The following is a 17,925-nucleotide window of genomic DNA, read 5'->3' as shown; positions in this document are numbered from 1 at the left end:
ATATAGTTGCAGACAGCAAGTAAACGAGTTCGAGGAGAGATCGCCGTGGCCGTCCACACCGAGACAGCAGAGCTGCTGATGGAAGAAGTCTTCCGCTTCGGCCGCGCACTGCGCGTGGCCGTGTCGACGGGGGACGACCGCACCGAGTTGCCGGCCGCCCTGGTCGGCGTACTGGGAACGCTCGCCACCCACGGCGAGTGCCGACAGTCCGAACTGGCGAACGTCATGTGCACCAGCCAGTCCGTGCTCAGCCGTCAGCTCGCCGAGCTGGTGGATGCGGGCCACGTCGTGCGCACTCCCGATCCCGACGACGGACGTGCCACCCGGGTTCGGGTGTCCGACGCCGGACTCGCCTGCTTGGACCGCATCAAGGAACACCGAGTCGCACGGTTGTCCCGCATGTTGGGGGACTGGGACGAGGACCAGGCGAATGCCGCCCTCGACTCCATCCGTCGACTCACCACCACCTTCACCGACGAAGCGCAGGCCCGGCACTCCGGCCAGCGCGTCCTCTCACATAACTGAGAATAGGAAGAACGACAGACATGACCGTCACACACGACACTCCGCCCTCCCGGGTGAGTGACACCGATCAGCTCTCGGCTCCCGCCGAGGCCGCCGCGGACTCGACCCCGATGACACACCGGCAGATCCTCGAGGCTCTGATCGGTCTGCTCGCCGGGCTCTTCACCGCCCTGCTCAGCACGACCATCGTCTCGACGGCACTGCCGACCATCATCGGTGACCTGAAGGGTTCGCAGACCGCGTACGCCTGGGTCATCACGACGGCACTGCTCGCCAACGCGGCGTCGACACCGATCTGGGGCAAGCTCGCCGATCTCTTCAACAAGAAGCTGCTGGTCCAGAGCTCGCTCGTGATCTTCGTCGCCGGCTCCGTCATGGCCGGCCTCGCACACAACGTGCCGATTCTGCTCGCCGCTCGCGTGGTGCAGGGCATCGGCATGGGCGGTCTGACCGCCCTCGTCGTCGCCATCATCGGCAGCATCGTGTCCCCGCGTGAGCGCGGCCGCTACTCCGGGTACATGGGTGCCGTCATGGCCGTCTCGATGTCCGGTGGCCCGATCCTGGGCGGCGTCATCGTCGACAGCCCCCTCGGCTGGCGCTGGTGCTTCTTCGTCTGCATCCCGCTCGCCGTCATCGCACTCCTGCTGCTGCAGCGCACGCTCCACATCACCACCGAGCGCAAGGAGGACGTCTCCATCGACTGGCTCGGCGCGCTGCTCCTCACGGCCGGTGTCTCCGTGCTGCTCATCTGGGTCTCGTTCGCCGGCAAGGCCGGGTACTACGACTGGATCTCTCGTGAGACCGCGATGTACGTCGGCGGCGGTGTCGCTCTGCTGATCCTCACCGTCCTCGTCGAGGCGAAGGTGAAGAGCCCGATCATCCCGCTGAAGATCGTCACCGAGCGCACCACCGGACTCGCGATCATCGCCTCGGTCGCCGTCGGTGTCGGCCTGTTCGGAGCCACCACCTTCCTGGGTCAGTACTTCCAGACCGCTCGTGGCTACTCGCCCACCGCGGCAGGACTGCTCTCCATCCCGCTCGTCGCCGGCATGCTCGTCTCGTCGGTCGGCTCGGGTCAGTTGATCTCCCGCTTCGGCAAGTGGAAGCCGTTCATCGTCACCGGATCCTTCCTGCTCGTCGTCGGCTTCGGTCTGCTGGGCAACCTCGATCACGCCACCAACCTGTGGCTCGTGGGTGTCTTCATCGCCATCGTCGGCCTCGGTACCGGCATGCTGATGCAGAACTTGGTGCTGGCCGTGCAGAACACGGTGAGTGTGCAGAACATCGGTGCGGCATCGTCCACGGTCGCGTTCTTCCGGACGTTCGGCGGCGCCATCGGTGTCTCGGTTCTGGGCTCGGTTCTCGCCACCCGCGTCGCCGACAACTCGGCGGCCGGACTCGCTGCCCTCGGTGTTCCCGCCGGCTCCACCGGCGGCGGCACGCTCGACATCGCGTCGCTGCCCGACCCGATCGCCGCGGTCGTCCGCACCGCCTACGGTGACGCCACCGGGCGCATCTTCCTGATCGCCGGGTTCGTCGCACTGGTCACCGTGCTCGCGGTGTTGTTCATCCCGAACCGCCCGCTGCGCACCACGATCGACCTGAAGCCGCAGGGCGAGCAGGCCGTGCCCGTCGAGGGCTCGGACGTGCAGGGCGAGACCGCCGTTGACATGCAGAAGGACGAGGCTCGCACCGACGCCGCGGACACCACCGAGATCGCACCGGTGACCGCTCCCGTCGGCAAGCACGAGGCCGCGGAGGGCTCCGCACCGTTCGACGGACTGAGCACCGATGCCCGCGACCGGCTGCTGTCGCTGCTGCTGCCCAAGCCCGCGGAGACTCTCGACGCACTCGAGGAGGCCGAGGTGCTGCGCGCCGAGGTCGCCGAGCTCCAGCAGGAACTCGACTCCAAGATGCTGAGCTTCGACGCCGTGTGCGAACGACTGCGCCGGTTGGGTCTCAGCGAGGACCAGATCGCTCGCGTTCTCGGTGACGTCCACGTGCCGGACGTGCACTCGCGATTCGACGCCTCGCACAACTAGTTCGACGACGACAGAGCGGACGCACCCGATTCGGGTGCGTCCGCTCTCTCGTGCGTGGGGTGCACGGGTTCCGTGATGTGCACACCCCTTCTGTCCGGCGGACGAGGGTGTGCGGCGCGGGAACCTGTGCGCGCCGGCGCTCATCGGCCGTTGCAGGGGGTGTGTACACCGGCAGTGGTGACTGCACACACCTTTCAGTCAGCTACACGGGGTGTGCGGACACCGAGAGGGGTGTGCGCTCCGGCCCAGACGCTGGACCAGTCGACCTACTGCACCGTCACGGGCATGCTCGCGTACCCGCTCGCACCGTCGGGAACGGTGTCGACGCGCACGTCCGTCTGCACCTCACCGGTGCCGTCGGTGGCCCGAGCCTCGATGCGGTGCTGGCCGGAAGTGGCGGTCCAGGCGTACGACCATTGGCGCCAGGTGTCACGCGAGTACTCGTCGGAGAGGGTGGTCTCGGTCCAGGGGCCGTCGTCGACGCGGACCTCGACGCGGGAGATGCCTCGATGCTGCGCCCAGGCGACGCCGGCGATCATCACCGTGCCAGCCTGGACGTCCTTGCTGCCGACGGGTGTGTCGATACGGCAGGCCGTCTTGATCGGTCCGCGCTCGGACCATCCGCGGTCGGTCCAGTACGCGCGAGCCTGGCTGAACTTGGTCACCTCGAGGTCGGTGACCCACTTGGTCGCCGAGACGTAGCCGTACAGGCCGGGGACGACGAGGCGCGCCGGGTAGCCGTGCTCGATCGGCAGCGGCTCCCCGTTCATGGCGACGGCGAGCATGGCGTCGCGCCCGTCCATGAGGACGTCCAGCGGGGTGCCGGCCGTGAAGTCGTCGTGCGACGAGGACAGCACCATGTCGGCCGATGCCTGCGGACGTGCTTCCGCCAGAATGTCTTTCAGGGAGTAGCCGGTCCAGGTGGCGTTGCCGACGAGGTCGCCGCCGATGGGGTTGGACACGCAGGTGAGCGTCACCATCCGTTCGATGGACACGCGCTGTTCGAGATCGGCCAGCGTCAGCGTCATCTCGTTGTCCACCATGCCGTGGATGCGCAGACTCCAGTCCTGCGAGTTCACCCGCGGCACCACGAGAGCGGTGTCGATCCGGTAGAACTCGGCGTTCGACGTGACGTACGGGGACAGGCCGGGCAGCCGGAGATCCGCGGCGGCGGGCACGGGCGGCGCCGGGCTGTCGGGCACCGGGACGGTGAAGGCGTTGCGGTCCTGCGTGACCGCCCGCGTGGAGGCGCCGAGCATCCGTCCCGCGGCGCCGGTCGCGACGGCCGCGGCAGCGCTGATCCCGGCGAGCATCACGAAGCGTCGACGGGAGAACCCCTCCGACGCGTCCGGGTCCGCGCGCTCGACGAGCGACCGTAGGACGAGGATGCCGACCGCGACGCCGACGACGGTGGGGAGCGCTGCGATCGATCCACTGCCGGAGCGCGAGATCGCCGCCAGGACCCCGAGTACGCCGAGAACCACGAACAGTGCCGATCCGATGGGTCGCCGAGCACGTTCGAGGATGCCTGCTCCGGCGGCGAGGAGGGCGATGACGACACCCATACCGATGAAGAGGGCGAGCTTGTCGGAGGTGCCGAACGTGTCGATGGCCCACTCGCGGACGCCTGCGGGGGTGTTGTCCACCGCCGCCGACCCCACAGCGACGATCGGTGACGAGTCCGGGCCGACCACGGCGGCGAGGAGTTCACCGACACCGAGCACGAGGGCGGCCGAGAGGATTCCGGACAGGGCCCTGCGCATCACGTTCACTGTGTCACTCTAGTCGCGCGAGCACCGTGTCCGAATAGTCGTTTCCGAAGGTGTCGTGGGGATCCACTCGCTCGCGTTCGGCCACGACGTCGTCGAAGCGCGGGTACAGCGAACGAAGTGTGCCCGCGGTGAGGGAGTGCAGCTTGCCCCAGTGCGGTCGTCCACCGACATCACGAGCGATCGCCTCCACCGCGTCGAAGTACCCACCCACCGGCCGCCGGTGGTACTGGTGGACCGCGACGTAGGCGGTGTCACGGCCGTGCGCGGTGGACAGCCAGACGTCGTCGGCGGCGGCGCAGCGGACCTCGACCGGGAAGGTCACGCGGTAACCGGTCCGCGCGATCCAGGCCTCGATCGCGCGGATCACGCTCGGCACGGACTCGGGCGGCACCGCGTACTCCATCTCGCGGAAGCGGACCCGACGGGAGGACGCGAACACGGACGAGCTGCGATCGGTGAACGTACGACCCGACCAGGCCGCCGCCGACACCGTGTTCACCCTCGGGATGATGGACGGGATTCGCGTCGTCACGCGATTGATCACCTCGAAGGCGCTGTTGGACAACAGTTCGTCGTCGATCCAGGACGACACGCGGCCCACGGGAGACAGTGGCGTGTCGGCGGGCAGCCGCGTGTTGCGCTTGGTCAGCACCCGATCCGTGTGCGGGAACCAGTAGAACTCCGGATGGTCGACGTCGCGCATGTCGTCGGGGAAACGCTCGAGTGCCTCGCCGAGGCGACCCGGGGTCTCGTCGGCGTGCAGCGCGAAGGCCGGAACGCACCGCATCGTCACGGCGGTCAGGATCCCGAACGCCCCGAGGCCGAGTCGCGCGCACTCGAACAGCGGCCCGTCCGACACCGTGACCTCCGTGCCGTCGGCCAGCACCAGTCGCGCCCCGACCACGTGGGCGGACAGCCCGGCGAACCGCGCCCCGGTGCCGTGCGTGCCGGTCGAGATCGCACCCGCGAGTGTCTGCACGTCGATGTCGCCCATGTTGGTCAGCGCCAGTCCGCGGGCATGCAGGAGATCGTTCAGGGTGTGCAGCCGCGTTCCGGCGCGCACGGTGACGTCGGTGGTGCCGTCCGGTCCCGCGGCCACACCCTCGATGCCCGTCAGATGGTCGAGCGCCACCAGGACGCCGTCCGTCAGCGCGGCGCCGGTGAACGAATGGCCTGCTCCGACCGCGTGGACCCGGCCCTGCGCGCGCACGACGACGTCCCGGATCTCGTCGGCGCTGTGCGGTCTCACGATCGACGCGGGCCGTGCGCGCTGGTTTCCCGCCCAGTTCGTCCATTCGGTCATGGATGGATACAAGTACTGGACAACCGTCCAGGTCAACCCCCTAGACTTCGACCATGACCGTGCGCCTCCCCGCCGATCTCCGGCGTTCGCAGCTGATCGAGGCCGGGCTCACCGTGGCAGCGGAGGCCGGGATCGCCGCCGTCACCGTGCGCGCCGTCGCCGAACACGCGGAGGTCTCGCTCGGCGTCGTCCACTACTGCTTCGAGAACAAGGAAGCGCTCGTCACGGCCATGGGCGAGGCGTTGGTCCAGGAGCTCGGCGCCGCCGTCGGCACGGCCCTGCACGCTGCCGCCGCCGACGGTCGGCGGGACTGCGCCGGCCCCCGTGCGCTGCGCGAGATACTGCACCGCGGCGTGGCCGCACTCTGGTCGGTCATCGAGAGCACGGCCGACCGGCAGCTGCTCACCTACGAGATCACCGCCTACTCGGTGCGCTCCGCGGGAGCCGGACCCGGCATCGGCACGTTGCAGTACCGCGTCATGGACACCGAGACGGAGAGCTTCCTCGAGGCGGCGGCCGAGGCATCACGGATGCGGTGGACCGAACCGATGGCGTCGTTGACGCGTTCCGCACTGGCGACCATCGACGGGGTGGTTCTCCGGTGGCTCGTCGACCAGGACACTCTCGCCGTCATCGCGGAACTCGACGACCTGGCCGCGCGCATCGCGGCGAAGGCGGTGCCGTCGTGACCGGGCTCGATCGGCTCGGTGCCGCGACGGCAGAGCTCGACCCGCCGCTGCTCGCGATCGACGAGGAGTCGCTCGAGGCCAACCTCGCGGATCTGGTGCGACGGGCCGGCGGTACGCCCATCCGTCTCGCGTCGAAATCCGTCCGTATCCGCGGTGTCCTCGAGCGTGCGCTGGCCGTTCGGGGGTTCGCGGGCGTCATGGCCTACTCGCTGCGAGAGGCGTTGTGGCTGAACGAGGTACCGGACATCCTCGTCGGCTATCCGACCGTGGATCGACAGGCGCTCGCCACCCTGGCCGCGGACGCCGACGCGTGCCGCCGCATCACTCTCATGATCGACTCGCGAGCACACCTCGACGTGATCGACGCCGCCGGTCCGTGGGCAGCTCCGGTGCGGGTGTGTCTCGACGTCGACGCGTCGCTCCGCATCGGACCCGCACACATCGGCGTTCGTCGGTCGCCGCTACGTCGTCCGGCCGAGGTGGCCGCGCTGGCGCGGGAGGCGGTCCGGCGCGGCGCGTCCGTCGTCGGCGTCATGTTCTACGAGGCGCAGATCGCGGGGCTGCCCGATTCCGGACGAGCAGTGCGGTGGATGAAGCGGAAGTCGGCGTCCGAGTTGGCCTTCCGGCGACGCGCCGTGGTCGATGCCGTGCAGGACGAGGTGGGCGTGCTCGAGATCGTGAACAGTGGCGGCACCGGGTCGATCGAGGTGTCGGCTGCGGATCCGGCGGTGACCGAGGTGACGGCGGGCTCCGGCTTGTTCGCGCCGACGCTGTTCGATCGCTACGACGCGTTCACTGCACGACCGGCGCTGTTCTTCGCACTCCCCGTCGTCCGCACGCCGACGCGGACCATCGCGACAGCGTTCTCGGGTGGGTACATCGCCTCGGGACCGACGGGGGCCTCTCGTGTGCCGTCACTGATCGGACGCGGGGCGTTGATCCGCACCGAGGGGGCCGGGGAGGTCCAGACGCCGGTGGCGGGATCCGGTGCGGCGGTGGGGGATCGGCTGTGGTTCCGGCATGCCAAGGCCGGTGAGGTGTGCGAGCGCTTCACCGAGGCACACCTCGTGTCCGCGGACGGTTCTCGCACGACACTGCCCACCTACCGCGGTGAGGGCCGGGCCTTCGGCTGACCGGCATCACTCGTCGGGGCTCACCCGCATGAAGGCGCCGACCAACGACAGCTCCGCCGGTGTCGAGGGCAGATAGTGCGTCAGCGCGGGTGAGCGGACGACGTACGCGGCCCACTGCCCCCGCGACAAGGCGACGTTGATGCGGTTGCGCGACAACAGGAACTGCATGCCGCGCGGCACGTCCTCGGGGGCCGACGCGGCCATGGACACGATCACGACGGCGGCCTCCCGACCCTGGAACTTGTCGACGGTGCCGCACGAGGCCTCGTGCAGTCCGGCATCGTCGAGCGCCGCGCGCACGGTGGCGACCTGGGCGTTGTAGGCCGCCACCACGAGCAGGTCCGAGGCGCCCAGCGGCCGTGTCTCCCCGTCACACGTCCAGGCCGATCCCACCAGTGACCGTGCCAGTCGGACGATCTCGACCGCTTCCTCTCGCGAGGACGTCGCGTTGCCCTCGTGGTCGACGAGAACTGTGTGCACTCCCGGGTCGACGCCGTCCAGGTGCCGTCTCAGCACTGTGTCGTGCGAGCGGAGCCGTCCGTCGTAGGACAGGTCGGACACCACGGAACACAGCTCGGGGTGCATGCGGCGAGTGGTGGCCAGGAAGTACCCGAGGTCGGCCGGGAGCGTGTCGGAGCCGTCCGCGAGCCAGCCCAGAGCAGAGGTGTCCACCGGTTCGGGGTGGCTGCCCTGGCTCACCTGCGGCAGCTGCTGCGGATCGCCGAGCAGCAGGAGGTTGCGTGCCACCCGCGCCACCGCAATGGTGTTGGCGAGCGAGAACTGGCCCGCCTCGTCGACGACCAGCAGGTCCAGCTCCTGCTCTGCGAACTCCTTGCGGTTGGTGAACGGCCAGGCCGTCGCACCCACGACGCATCCGCCGGTGTGTGTGGCCAGGTACCCGGAGTACGAGTCCACGCCGAGCCACGAGTGCGTGCTGTCGGACGACCCCTTCTTGGCGACGCTCTCGGGATCGAGCCCGGCGGCGACAACACCGCCGAGAAGGTTCTCGATCACCGAGTGCGACTGGCCGACCACCCCGATGCGCCAGCCGTGATCGCGTGCGAGTGCGGCGATCACTCGCGATCCGGTGTAGGTCTTCCCCGTTCCCGGCGGCCCTTGGACCGCGATGTAGGAATCGTCGAGATCGAGGAGCGACGCCGTGATGGCCGCAGCGACCTGCTCGTCGACGACCTCGGCGAGCGGTGCGCCGGACCGGGTCCGGGGAGGATCACGACGCAGGAGGTCGACCACGGCCGAGGCGCGGACTTCGGGAAGGCGATCCGCTGCCTCCGCCGCGGTGGCGGCGATGGCCTCCCGCAGCGTGGTCGTGTTGACGAAGGCATCGGGCGTCGTGGCGACCGGTGCGACATCGTGGGGTTCGGCGCCCTTGGACAGCGACTCCTCGAGCGTGAGGTGGGCGCCGTCCTCGGACACCTCGACGATCGTTCCGGGCATCGTCCAGCGATACTGCGGGTTCGCGCGTCTGTCGGGCGCGATCCAGTCCGGAGCAGGCGGCGCGTAGAGCACGGTCACCTTCGACCCCACGCGCCCACTGCCGGGCCCGAACTCACCGCGCACCACGCTCGTGCGCCGCTGGACCCGCTTGCCGGGCGGTGTCGCCCACTCGGTCATGGACTCCACCTCCTCGACCATGAACACGTCGCGGGTGTCGGCCCACTCGTCCATCGGCGAGGCCAGTCGGTCGAAGTGCGCCCACCAGTAGGGCTTCTCCTCGCGCTGGTGGTAGCCGACAGCGGCCGCGAGCAGGGCGATCGCCTGCTGGTCGGTCGTGCGTGAGACCGGTTCACCGGCGAACTCCCACAGGGCGTCTCGCACCGCGTCCCGGTCCTCGTCGACCGGTTCGGCCGCGTCGAGCGGACCGCGGGGCACCACACCCGCGCGTTCGGCGTGACCGAGCAACCAGTCGCGCAGTTCCAGTGTGGAGCGGCAGTCGTACTCGTTGTAGTCGGCGATCTCGGCGAGGACGCCGGCCGCCTCGTCGAGGTCGCCACGGTCGCGCAGATCGCACCAGCGCGCGTACTCGGTGATGGAAGCGACGGCGTCTGCCACGTCGCCGCGGTGATCGGTCATGTACAGCGGTTCGAGCTTCTTGATGCTGTAGCTCGGTGCGCCGATGCGCAGGGCGGACCGCACGACGGGATACAGGTCGACGAGGATCTGCTGCCGGAGAAGGTCGTCGACCTCGTTCTCGTACACCCCGTACCGCGAGGCCAGACGCAGCAGAGCCGACTTCTCATATGCCGCATAGTGATACACGTGCATGCCGGGGAACGCCTCGCGGCGTGCGCGTACGTACTCGACGAAGGCGACGAAGGCGGCCCTCTCCTCGTGCCGGTCGTGGGCCCAGAACGGCCGGAACGCGCCGTCGGACTCCATGACGCCGAAGAGGTACTCGAGCCCCCAGTCGGAGGAGCCGCGTTCGGCGTACAGCGGGTCGCCCTCGAAGTCGAAGAAGATGTCGCCCTCGTCCGGAGCGGGCAGTGCGCCGAGAGCACTCGGGGTGTGCACGTCGACCACCGGTGACCCCGACTGCTCCTGCTGAACCTGGGCCAGGGCCTGCGCGCGCAGGGTGCCGAGGGACCGCTCCGAGAGGTCCGCGACGGAACCGGTGTGTGCGGCCAACTCGTCGACGGTCGTGATCCCCGCGGCGTGCAACGTGGACCGCTGGGAGACGCGCATCCCGGCGACCAGCAACAGGTCGCGCTGTGCCTCGACCTCGGGGGTGCAGTGCTCGCACCGGAAGCAGGCGCGAATGTCGAGGTCGGCCCAGGATGCCGGGAGCAGTTGCGTCAGGTGGCCGGACAGCAGGGCCACCATCTCGCGCCGTGCGCGGCGGTAGACGGGGAGGACGTCCGGCAGGTGCACGAGATGGTCGGTGCCGTCACCGAGGACGAGGTGGCCCGTGGCGGACGTGGGAACTCCGACAGCCTCGAGCGCGTCGGCGTACGCCGCGATCTGCAGGACCGACGGGACGCGCTCGGTGCGCGACAGCTTGGTGTCGTGCACCGTATAGGTGTCGGTCGACGGGTCGTGGATCAGGAAGTCGCTGAAGCCGAGGAACTCGCCGTCGAAGAACGTGCCCTGGTAGATGACGGGGACGCGCTGCTGCGCCGCGGCGAGGGTGGCCTGTGCGGCGGCGGCCAGCGCGGACGGGATGCTCTCGGCCGGCCGTTCGATAGTCACGACGCCGTCCGGATGCTCGCGCTTCAGTCTCAGCAGCTCGCGGGCCTCGTGCTGACTGCCGAGGCGCGCGAGCCGGGCGAACATCGCGTCGTCGACCTGCTCGGTCTCGATGCGGCCGAGGTTCGCGTCGAGCGTGCGCAGGAGTGCGTACTCGCACCGAGACGCCAGCGCGAGGTCGCCTGCGCTGTGGACGAGGGTGTCTCCGGTGACGAACATGCCGCCACCCTAACGAGACCGGCCGACAGGTCAGCGGGTCCCGAGGGCCGGTGCGATCGTCGTGCCCCACGCTTCCTTCAGCTGGTCCTCGAACAGTGCCCAGCTGTGCGAGCCCTCGCCGCGCATCGAGATGGTCGCAGGCACGCCCGCCCTCCGCACCGCGTCGGCGAAGATGCCGGTGCACGTGTTCACCATGGCTTCGACGGCTGCTCCACCGAACGGGGGAATGCTGCCGGGCGGGATGCGGTCGACGGGGCCGGGAACACCGCTCGCGGATCCTGCGTAGACAGCCGTTCCGCGGAGGCGGTCGGCGTGGAGGGACGGGTCGTGCTGCGCCCATGCGGGAGCGCCGGGAGGGCCCCACATGTTGAAGGGGTTGTTCAGGGCGCCGCCGATCATGATCGAGATCGCGGCCTGGGCGAGCGGGTTCGACGAGGCGGGGCACCCGCTGATGGACGCCGCGGCACGGTAGAGGCCGGGCGCCTGCACGGCGAGATCGAGTGCCGGACCGCCGCTCATCGACACCCCTGCAACCGCGTTGCGGCGCGTACTGCCGAAGTGCTGGTCCATGACGCCGGGCAGTTCCTGCGTCAGATAGGTCTGCCATTTGTTGGATCCGAGGATCGGATCGTCGGCGAGCCAATCCGTGTAGAAACTCAGACGCCCACCGATGGGGAGCACGACGGTGACGTTCTTGTCGGCGAAGAATCCCGGGGCGCCGGAGTTGTTGATCCAGCCGACTCCGTCCTCGTTGCCCAGGGCGCCGTTGAGAAGGTAGAGCGTGGGGAGCGACCCGCCGCGAGCCGGGCGGAGCACGTCGTTCGGCACGACGCGGTTCATGGCGGGGGAGTAGACGTCGACGACCGAGTGTGTCGGCGAGAGCTGCCGCACCCCGACCACTCGGGCAGGCTCCGCAGCGGTGGCGGCGGGCGCCCCGAGAAGAGCCGCGACGATGGCGACGACGATGACGAAAACCAACCTCATGGTTCGATGCTCGCACGGCGGAGGGAACCGTGGGGTTCGGTTCTGTGTCGAACCGGTGACTATTGAGTCACATCAGCCACAATGGCCACATGCCGTTCTTCGAAGGACCCCGAGGTCGCGCCCACTACCGCCAGTGGGGACCCACCGAGGACCCTGCCGCGACCCTCGTGTTCCTGCACGGGCGGGGACAGCACACCGGCCAGTACCACCGGTTCGGCGCTGCCCTGGCAGCACACGGCATCGCCACCTGGGGCCTCGACCACATCGGCCACGGCTTGTCCGAAGGAGAGGCGGCCGACGACGCCGCCTACCTCGACGCGCTGGCGGAGAACGCACGACATCTCCTCGACGTCGTGGTCGAGGCCGGCCACCGACCTGCGGTGATGGGCCACTCGCTGGGGTCCGCGACCGCGGTGCGGATGCTCGCGACCGGCGGGAGCGCGCCCGCCGTCGTGCTGGTGGCGATGCCGCCGCGCGCGATCTCCCGCGAGGATCTGACGGCAGCGACCCGATCGCCCACCCTGGCACTGCACGGTGTGGACGACCGCATGGTGCCGATCGACGGCGTCCGAGACCTCGTGCGCGGCATCCCGACGATCACCCTGCGCGAGTACGCCGACGCCGGACACGACCTGCTGCACGAGAAGATCCACCGGACCGTGACCGACGCGGCCGCGGACCACGTCCTCGAGAACGCCTGACGTCAGCTGACGATGATGGTGCGGGTGTGCCACCCGGTCGAACCACCGGGGATCGGCGGGGTGCGCTCCTCGACCTGCGTGTTCCCGTCCTGATCCGTCGCGCGGACCTGGATGTTGTGGTTGCCCGCAGTGGCGTCCCAGTCCCAGAACCATTGGCGCCAGGTGTCGATCGTGTACTGCTCGGCGAGCGTCGCCTCCTGCCACGGTCCGTTGTCGACACGAACCTCGACGCGCTCGATGCCACGCTGCTGCGCCCAGGCGGTACCCGCGACACGGACGGGACCGGGTGCGACGGGGGCGAAGGCGGCCGGCACGTCGATGCGTGACGCCGTCTTGATCGGTGCCTTGTCGCCCCAGCCGCGGTCGGTCCAGTAGGCCGTCGCCTCGTCGAATCGCGTCAGTTCCCAGTCGACGACCCACTTGGTGGCGGAGACGAATCCGTACAGACCGGGCACGACCTGACGCACCGGGTAGCCGTGCTCGACGGGCAGCGGCTCGCCGTTCATCGACACCGCGAGCATCGCGTCGCGGCCGTCGGTGAGGGCCTCGACCGGCGAACCGATGGTCATGCCGTCGATGCTCGTGGACAGCAGCATGTCCGCGTCGGCCTGCACACCCACCTCGTCGAGGATGTCCTTGATGGGGAACCCGATCCAGGTCGCGTTGCCGGCGAGCGGTCCGCCGACCTCGTTGGACACGCACGTCAGCGTCACGACGCGCTCGATCGGAGTGCGAGCCATGAGGTCGTCCCAGCTCAGCGTCATCTCGCGGTCGACCTTGCCGTGGATCTTGAGCTGCCACTCGGCGGTGGTCAGCTGCGGGACCTGCAGAGCGGTGTCGATGCGGTAGAAGGTGTTGTTCGGCGTGACGAAGGTGGTCGCGCCCTCGACGCCGATGTCGGTACCGGCCGGAATGGCGGCGGCTTTCTCGCCCGCCGCGACCGTGGGGAGGCGGAAGTTCTTGATGTCCTCGGCGACACCGGCCACACGATCGCCGAGGTACCGGCCGACCGTGCCGGCTGCGACGGCCACCGCGGCGGCAGCGCCGAACAGGACGAGGAACTTGCGACGCGGCATGAACCCGTCGACCGTGCCCGCCGGCACCTCGAGCGCTCGCGTGAGGGCTTGCAGGACCGCGATGCCCAGGACGACACCCACCACGGTGGGGATGACGTCACCGAGTGAGGACGTCGGCCGCTGCAGCACCGCGTAGACACCGACGGCGCCGAGCACCAGCAGGATCACCGATCCGATGGGACGCGACGGGCGCTCGAGCAGGCCGGCGATGGCGGCGATGATCGCGATGCCGATGGACATGCCGACGAACAGGGCGGCCTTGTCGTTGGTGCCGAAGGTGTCGATCGCGAACTCGCGGGCGAACGCGGGCGTTCGGTCCACGGTGGTGGAGCCGACGGCGAAGAACGGTGACGACGCCGAGCTGAAGAGGAGCGAGAGGATCTCGCCCACGCCGAGCACGACGCCGGCGGCGACCACTCCGCTGAGCATGCGTGCGAAGGGGTGGACGCGCGTGCGCGCGGAGTCACCCGAGGTCTGGCGTTCGGTGGTCGTCGTGGTCATGACTGCTATTCGTCACGATGGCAGTGGCGGCTTGCTCCGGTGGGCGTGTTGACGAGCCACAACGAGCGAGGCGCGCCCGTGAGGAGTTCTCACGGGCGCGCCTCGGGTGGGTCGGACGAGTGTTCAGCCGCCGTAGATGTCGGCCACCTCGGTGGCGTGCGACTCCAGGATGACGTTGCGCTTGAGCTTCATGGTCGGCGTCAGTTCTCCCGACTCGATCGTGAAGTCACCGGGCAGGATCGTGTACTTCTTGATCTGCTCGGCCTTGGAGACCTTCGAGTTGGCCGTGTCGACGGCCTTGTCGATCTCGGCGATCAGGTCGGCGTTGGTCGTCAGATCACTCGCGGACGTGCTCTTGTCGAGACCGTGACGCTCGAGCCAGCCGGGCAGAGCCTCGGGATCCAGCGTGATGAGCGCCCCGATGAACGGCTTGGCGTCGCCCACGACGAGGCACTGGCTGACCAGCGGGTGCGACCGGATGGAGTCCTCGAGGCCGGCGGGCGCGACGTTCTTGCCACCTGCCGTCACGATGATCTCCTTCTTGCGACCGGTGATCGAGAGGAAGCCCTCGTCGTCGAGTGAGCCGAGGTCACCGGTGTGGAACCAGCCGTCGCGGATCGATTCCTCGGTGGCCTTCTCGTTGTGCCAGTACCCGGAGAACACGACGGGACCCTTCACCAGGATCTCGCCGTCCTCCGCGATCTTCACGGCGTGCCCCGCGAGCGGGCGGCCGACGGAACCGATGCGCTGCTTGTCGGTGGTGTTGACCGTGACGGCGGCGCTGGTCTCGGTGAGTCCGTAGCCCTCACGCACCGGAACGCCGATGCCGCGGAAGAAGTGGCCCAGTCGAGCGCCGAGGGGGCCGCCGCCGGACAGCGCACTGGTGCACCGTCCACCGAGCGCGGCGCGGAGCTTCGAGTAGACCAGCTTGTCGAACAGGGTGTGCTTCGCCTTGAGCACCAGGCCGGCGCCGCCCTTGTCCTGCGCGATGCTCCACTCGATCGCGACGTCCGCGGCCTGATCGAAGATCTTGCCCTTGCCGCCGTCGTGCGCCTTCTGCTTGGCCGAGTTGTAGACCTTCTCGAACACGCGGGGGACCGAGAGGATGAAGTCGGGCTGGAACTCGGCGAACTGCTCGACCAGCGTCGTGGTGTCGGACGTGTGCGCCACCGTGACCTTGGCCTCGAAGGCGCCGAACGACACAGCGCGAGCGAACACGTGCGCCATCGGGAGGAACAGCAGGGTGCGCTTGCCCTCGGTCATCTGGTCGTGCAGCGCCACCTGGGTGGCCGTCGTCTCGGCGTAGAAGTTCGAGTGCGTGAGCTGGACACCCTTCGGGCGGCCGGTGGTCCCCGAGGTGTAGATGAGCGTGGCGGCCGACGACGCGGACACCTGCTGACGACGGGCGTGCAGATCGTCGTCGGACACGGAGGCGCCGCGGGTGGTGAGCTCGTCGATCGCACCGCCGTCGAAGCTCAGCGTCTCGCGGAGATCCGCGGCGCTGTCGGTGACGTCCTTCATGCGGGTGAGGTGTTCGGAGGTCTCGACCACGAAGAGCTTGGTCGCGGAGTCCTCGAGGATCCACTGCGCCTGATCGGCTGCGGACGTCTCGTAGATGGACACGGTGCAGCCACCGGCGGTCCAGATCGCGTAGTCGAGCACGACCCACTCGTAGCGGGTGCCGGCCATGATGGCGACGCGGTCACCGAACTCGATGCCGGAGGCCATGAGGCCCTTGGCCACGCCCGCGACCTCGTCGGCGAACGTGCGCGCCGTGACGTCCTTCCACGAGCCGCCGACTCGCCGTTGGAACGCCACCCACTCCGGGGTCTCGCTCGCGTAGCGGAACACGGTGTCGGCCATCGAGACGTCGTCCGGGATCGTGTAGGACGCGGGTACCGAGTATTCGTGCACGGTGTCTGTACCTTCCAGTAGCAGCAGGTTTGTTGTGTATTGGATCACATGAAGCGATGCTGCGGTGATCGTAGTGCCGTATCCGCTTTGTCCTGTTCGAACAGTTGTCGTTCTGCAGGTGGTCGCTGGACTAGACTCTGGTGCACATGAGCACTTCCGAGTCGGAAACGGTGTCCACCGACACCCCCTCGTTCGTCGATCTCGGTATCGACGAGCGTGTGCTGAAAGCCCTCGCGGACGTCGGGTACGAGACGCCGTCGCCCATTCAGGCAGCCACCATCCCGCCGTTGATGGCCGGGAACGACGTCGTCGGCCTCGCGCAGACCGGCACCGGCAAGACCGCCGCGTTCGCCGTGCCGATCCTCTCGCGCCTCGACGTCGCCAACCGGGTGCCGCAGGCGCTGGTTCTCGCGCCCACCCGCGAGCTGGCCATCCAGGTGGCCGAGGCGTTCGGCAAGTACGCCATCCACATCGAGGGCCTGCACATCCTGCCCATCTACGGCGGGCAGGCGTACGGCATCCAGCTCTCCGGTCTGCGGCGCGGCGCCCACATCGTCGTCGGCACGCCCGGGCGCGTCATCGACCACCTCGAGAAGGGCACGCTGGATCTGTCGCACCTCGAGTATCTCGTGCTCGACGAGGCCGACGAGATGCTGAAGATGGGATTCCAGGAGGACGTCGAGCGCATCCTCGCGGACACCCCCGAGTACAAGCAGGTGGCGCTGTTCTCGGCCACCATGCCGTCGGCGATCCGCAAGATCTCGCAGCAGTATCTGCACGATCCGGTCGAGATCACGGTGAAGACGAAGACGTCCACCGCCCCCAACATCACGCAGCGGTACGTGCAGGTGGCGCATCAGCGCAAGCTCGACGCGTTGACGCGGATCTTCGAGGTCGAGGACTTCGAGGCGATGATCATCTTCGTCCGCACCAAGCAGGCCACGGAGGAGCTCGCCGAGAAGTTGCGGGCGCGGGGCTACTCGGCCGCCGCCATCAACGGTGACATCGTGCAGGCGCAGCGCGAGCGGACCATCGGTCAGCTCAAGAACGGTGCGCTCGACGTGCTCGTCGCCACCGACGTCGCGGCCCGCGGTCTCGACGTCGAGCGGATCTCGCACGTCGTCAACTACGACATCCCGCACGACACCGAGTCGTACGTGCACCGCATCGGGCGGACCGGTCGCGCCGGGCGCGCGGGCGAGGCGCTGCTGTTCGTCGCGCCGCGGGAGCGTCATCTGCTCAAGGCCATCGAGAAGGCGACGCGGCAGCCGATCACCGAGATGCAGCTGCCGAGCGTCGACGACGTCAACGCGCAGCGCGTGGCCAAGTTCGCCGACTCCATCACCCAGTCGCTGTCCTCGACGTCGCTCGGTCTGTTCCGTCGACTCATCGAGGACTACGAGCGCGAGCACGACGTGCCGCTCGCGGACATCGCCGCGGCGCTGGCGACGCAGTCGCGGGACGGCGACGCGTTCCTCATGTCGCCCGAGCCGCCGCCCCCGCCGAGGGAGAAGCGCGAGCGCCCCGAGCGCAAGTTCGACGATCGGGACGCACCGCCGTTGCGCAAGTCTCGCAAGGGCGATCAGGATCTGGCGGTGTACCGGATCAGCGTCGGCAAGCGGCACAAGGTGGCGCCCGGTGCCATCGTCGGTGCCATCGCCAACGAGGGCGGGCTGCGGCGCAGCGACTTCGGGCACATCAGCATCCGGCCGGATCACAGCCTGGTCGAGCTCCCGGCGGATCTCGCGGACGAGACGTTGGAAGCGTTGCGCCGCACCAGGATCAGCGGAGTGCTCATTCAGCTGCAGCGCGACGGCGGACCGCCCCGCGGCAAGCACTGACACCAGCGCACCCCCGCGAGAGTC

General features: G+C 68.9%; 12 protein-coding genes. 6 read left to right on the top strand and 6 right to left on the bottom strand.

The window, feature by feature from the left end:
- The first annotated feature begins 45 nt into the window (after positions 1-45).
- Both HQ314_RS07210 and HQ314_RS07205 read left to right on the top strand, forming a co-directional pair.
- Entirely contained in the window at positions 46-525 is a 480-nt protein-coding gene (locus tag HQ314_RS07210; protein WP_222649722.1) for a MarR family transcriptional regulator, read from the top strand.
- Positions 526-635: 110 nt separating this feature from the next.
- Complete coding sequence (locus HQ314_RS07205) at positions 636-2,567, top strand: MDR family MFS transporter (RefSeq protein WP_222650052.1); 1,932 nt, start codon at positions 636-638, stop codon at positions 2,565-2,567.
- Between the two features lie 266 nt (positions 2,568-2,833).
- Here the strand turns inward: HQ314_RS07205 and HQ314_RS07200 are convergent, their stop codons facing one another.
- A complete protein-coding gene (locus HQ314_RS07200; RefSeq protein ID WP_222649721.1) occupies positions 2,834-4,330 on the bottom strand; it encodes a molybdopterin-dependent oxidoreductase in 1,497 nt (498 codons plus the stop codon).
- A 13-nt stretch (positions 4,331-4,343) separates the two neighbouring features.
- Entirely contained in the window at positions 4,344-5,642 is a 1,299-nt protein-coding gene (locus HQ314_RS07195; RefSeq protein ID WP_222649720.1) for a D-arabinono-1,4-lactone oxidase, read from the bottom strand.
- Between the two features lie 53 nt (positions 5,643-5,695).
- On the opposite strand from HQ314_RS07195, the gene HQ314_RS07190 reads away from it, so the two are divergent.
- The gene (locus HQ314_RS07190; RefSeq protein WP_027504693.1) at positions 5,696-6,331 is read left to right on the top strand and encodes a TetR/AcrR family transcriptional regulator; all 636 of its coding nucleotides are present in this window, start codon (positions 5,696-5,698) and stop codon (positions 6,329-6,331) included.
- On the top strand, positions 6,328-7,464 hold the full coding sequence (locus HQ314_RS07185; protein ID WP_222649719.1) for an amino acid deaminase/aldolase: 1,137 nt from the start codon (positions 6,328-6,330) through the stop codon (positions 7,462-7,464). The genes HQ314_RS07190 and HQ314_RS07185 overlap by 4 nt, the downstream gene beginning before the upstream one ends.
- Before the next feature lie 6 nt (positions 7,465-7,470).
- Here the strand turns inward: HQ314_RS07185 and HQ314_RS07180 are convergent, their stop codons facing one another.
- Both HQ314_RS07180 and HQ314_RS07175 read right to left on the bottom strand, forming a co-directional pair.
- Complete coding sequence (locus HQ314_RS07180; protein WP_222649718.1) at positions 7,471-10,884, bottom strand: bifunctional RecB family nuclease/DEAD/DEAH box helicase; 3,414 nt, start codon at positions 10,882-10,884, stop codon at positions 7,471-7,473.
- 30 nt (positions 10,885-10,914) lie between these two features.
- Positions 10,915-11,868 (bottom strand): alpha/beta hydrolase family protein, encoded by a 954-nt coding sequence (locus tag HQ314_RS07175; protein WP_222649717.1) that lies wholly within the window; start codon positions 11,866-11,868, stop codon positions 10,915-10,917.
- Positions 11,869-11,957: 89 nt separating this feature from the next.
- Between HQ314_RS07175 and HQ314_RS07170 the strand changes: the two genes are divergently transcribed.
- Positions 11,958-12,569 carry an alpha/beta hydrolase gene (locus HQ314_RS07170; RefSeq protein WP_222649716.1) on the top strand — a complete coding sequence of 204 codons (612 nt, stop codon included), beginning with the start codon at positions 11,958-11,960 and terminating at the stop codon, positions 12,567-12,569.
- Positions 12,570-12,571: 2 nt separating this feature from the next.
- On the opposite strand, the gene HQ314_RS07165 is transcribed toward HQ314_RS07170, so the two are convergent.
- Together HQ314_RS07165 and HQ314_RS07160 are read right to left on the bottom strand one after the other, a co-directional pair.
- Positions 12,572-14,146 (bottom strand): molybdopterin-dependent oxidoreductase, encoded by a 1,575-nt coding sequence (locus HQ314_RS07165; RefSeq protein ID WP_222649715.1) that lies wholly within the window; start codon positions 14,144-14,146, stop codon positions 12,572-12,574.
- Between the two features lie 123 nt (positions 14,147-14,269).
- On the bottom strand, positions 14,270-16,060 hold the full coding sequence (locus HQ314_RS07160; RefSeq protein ID WP_027504699.1) for a long-chain fatty acid--CoA ligase: 1,791 nt from the start codon (positions 16,058-16,060) through the stop codon (positions 14,270-14,272).
- Positions 16,061-16,206: 146 nt separating this feature from the next.
- On the opposite strand from HQ314_RS07160, the gene HQ314_RS07155 reads away from it, so the two are divergent.
- Entirely contained in the window at positions 16,207-17,901 is a 1,695-nt protein-coding gene (locus HQ314_RS07155) for a DEAD/DEAH box helicase (protein WP_222649714.1), read from the top strand.
- The last annotated feature ends 24 nt before the right edge of the window (positions 17,902-17,925 follow it).

The organism is Rhodococcus sp. BP-332 (genome assembly GCF_019836065.1).
In the GTDB taxonomy this organism is placed as follows: Bacteria; Actinomycetota; Actinomycetes; order Mycobacteriales; family Mycobacteriaceae; genus Rhodococcoides.
The sequence above is the reverse complement of the archived record's forward strand: the minus strand, read 5'-3'. Positions and strand labels throughout refer to the sequence as shown.

Excerpts from the sequence above, each read along its gene's own strand:
- HQ314_RS07155 (WP_222649714.1), top strand. The coding sequence starts at position 16,207 with ATGAGCACTTCCGAGTCGGAAACGGTGTCCACCGACACCCCCTCGTTC.
- HQ314_RS07195 (WP_222649720.1), bottom strand. The coding sequence starts at position 5,642 with ATGACCGAATGGACGAACTGGGCGGGAAACCAGCGCGCACGGCCCGCG.
- HQ314_RS07200 (WP_222649721.1), bottom strand. The coding sequence starts at position 4,330 with ATGCGCAGGGCCCTGTCCGGAATCCTCTCGGCCGCCCTCGTGCTCGGT.
- HQ314_RS07190 (WP_027504693.1), top strand. The coding sequence starts at position 5,696 with ATGACCGTGCGCCTCCCCGCCGATCTCCGGCGTTCGCAGCTGATCGAG.
- HQ314_RS07205 (WP_222650052.1), top strand. The coding sequence starts at position 636 with ATGACACACCGGCAGATCCTCGAGGCTCTGATCGGTCTGCTCGCCGGG.
- HQ314_RS07170 (WP_222649716.1), top strand. The coding sequence starts at position 11,958 with ATGCCGTTCTTCGAAGGACCCCGAGGTCGCGCCCACTACCGCCAGTGG.
- HQ314_RS07180 (WP_222649718.1), bottom strand. The coding sequence starts at position 10,884 with ATGTTCGTCACCGGAGACACCCTCGTCCACAGCGCAGGCGACCTCGCG.
- HQ314_RS07165 (WP_222649715.1), bottom strand. The coding sequence starts at position 14,146 with ATGACCACGACGACCACCGAACGCCAGACCTCGGGTGACTCCGCGCGC.
- HQ314_RS07175 (WP_222649717.1), bottom strand. The coding sequence starts at position 11,868 with ATGAGGTTGGTTTTCGTCATCGTCGTCGCCATCGTCGCGGCTCTTCTC.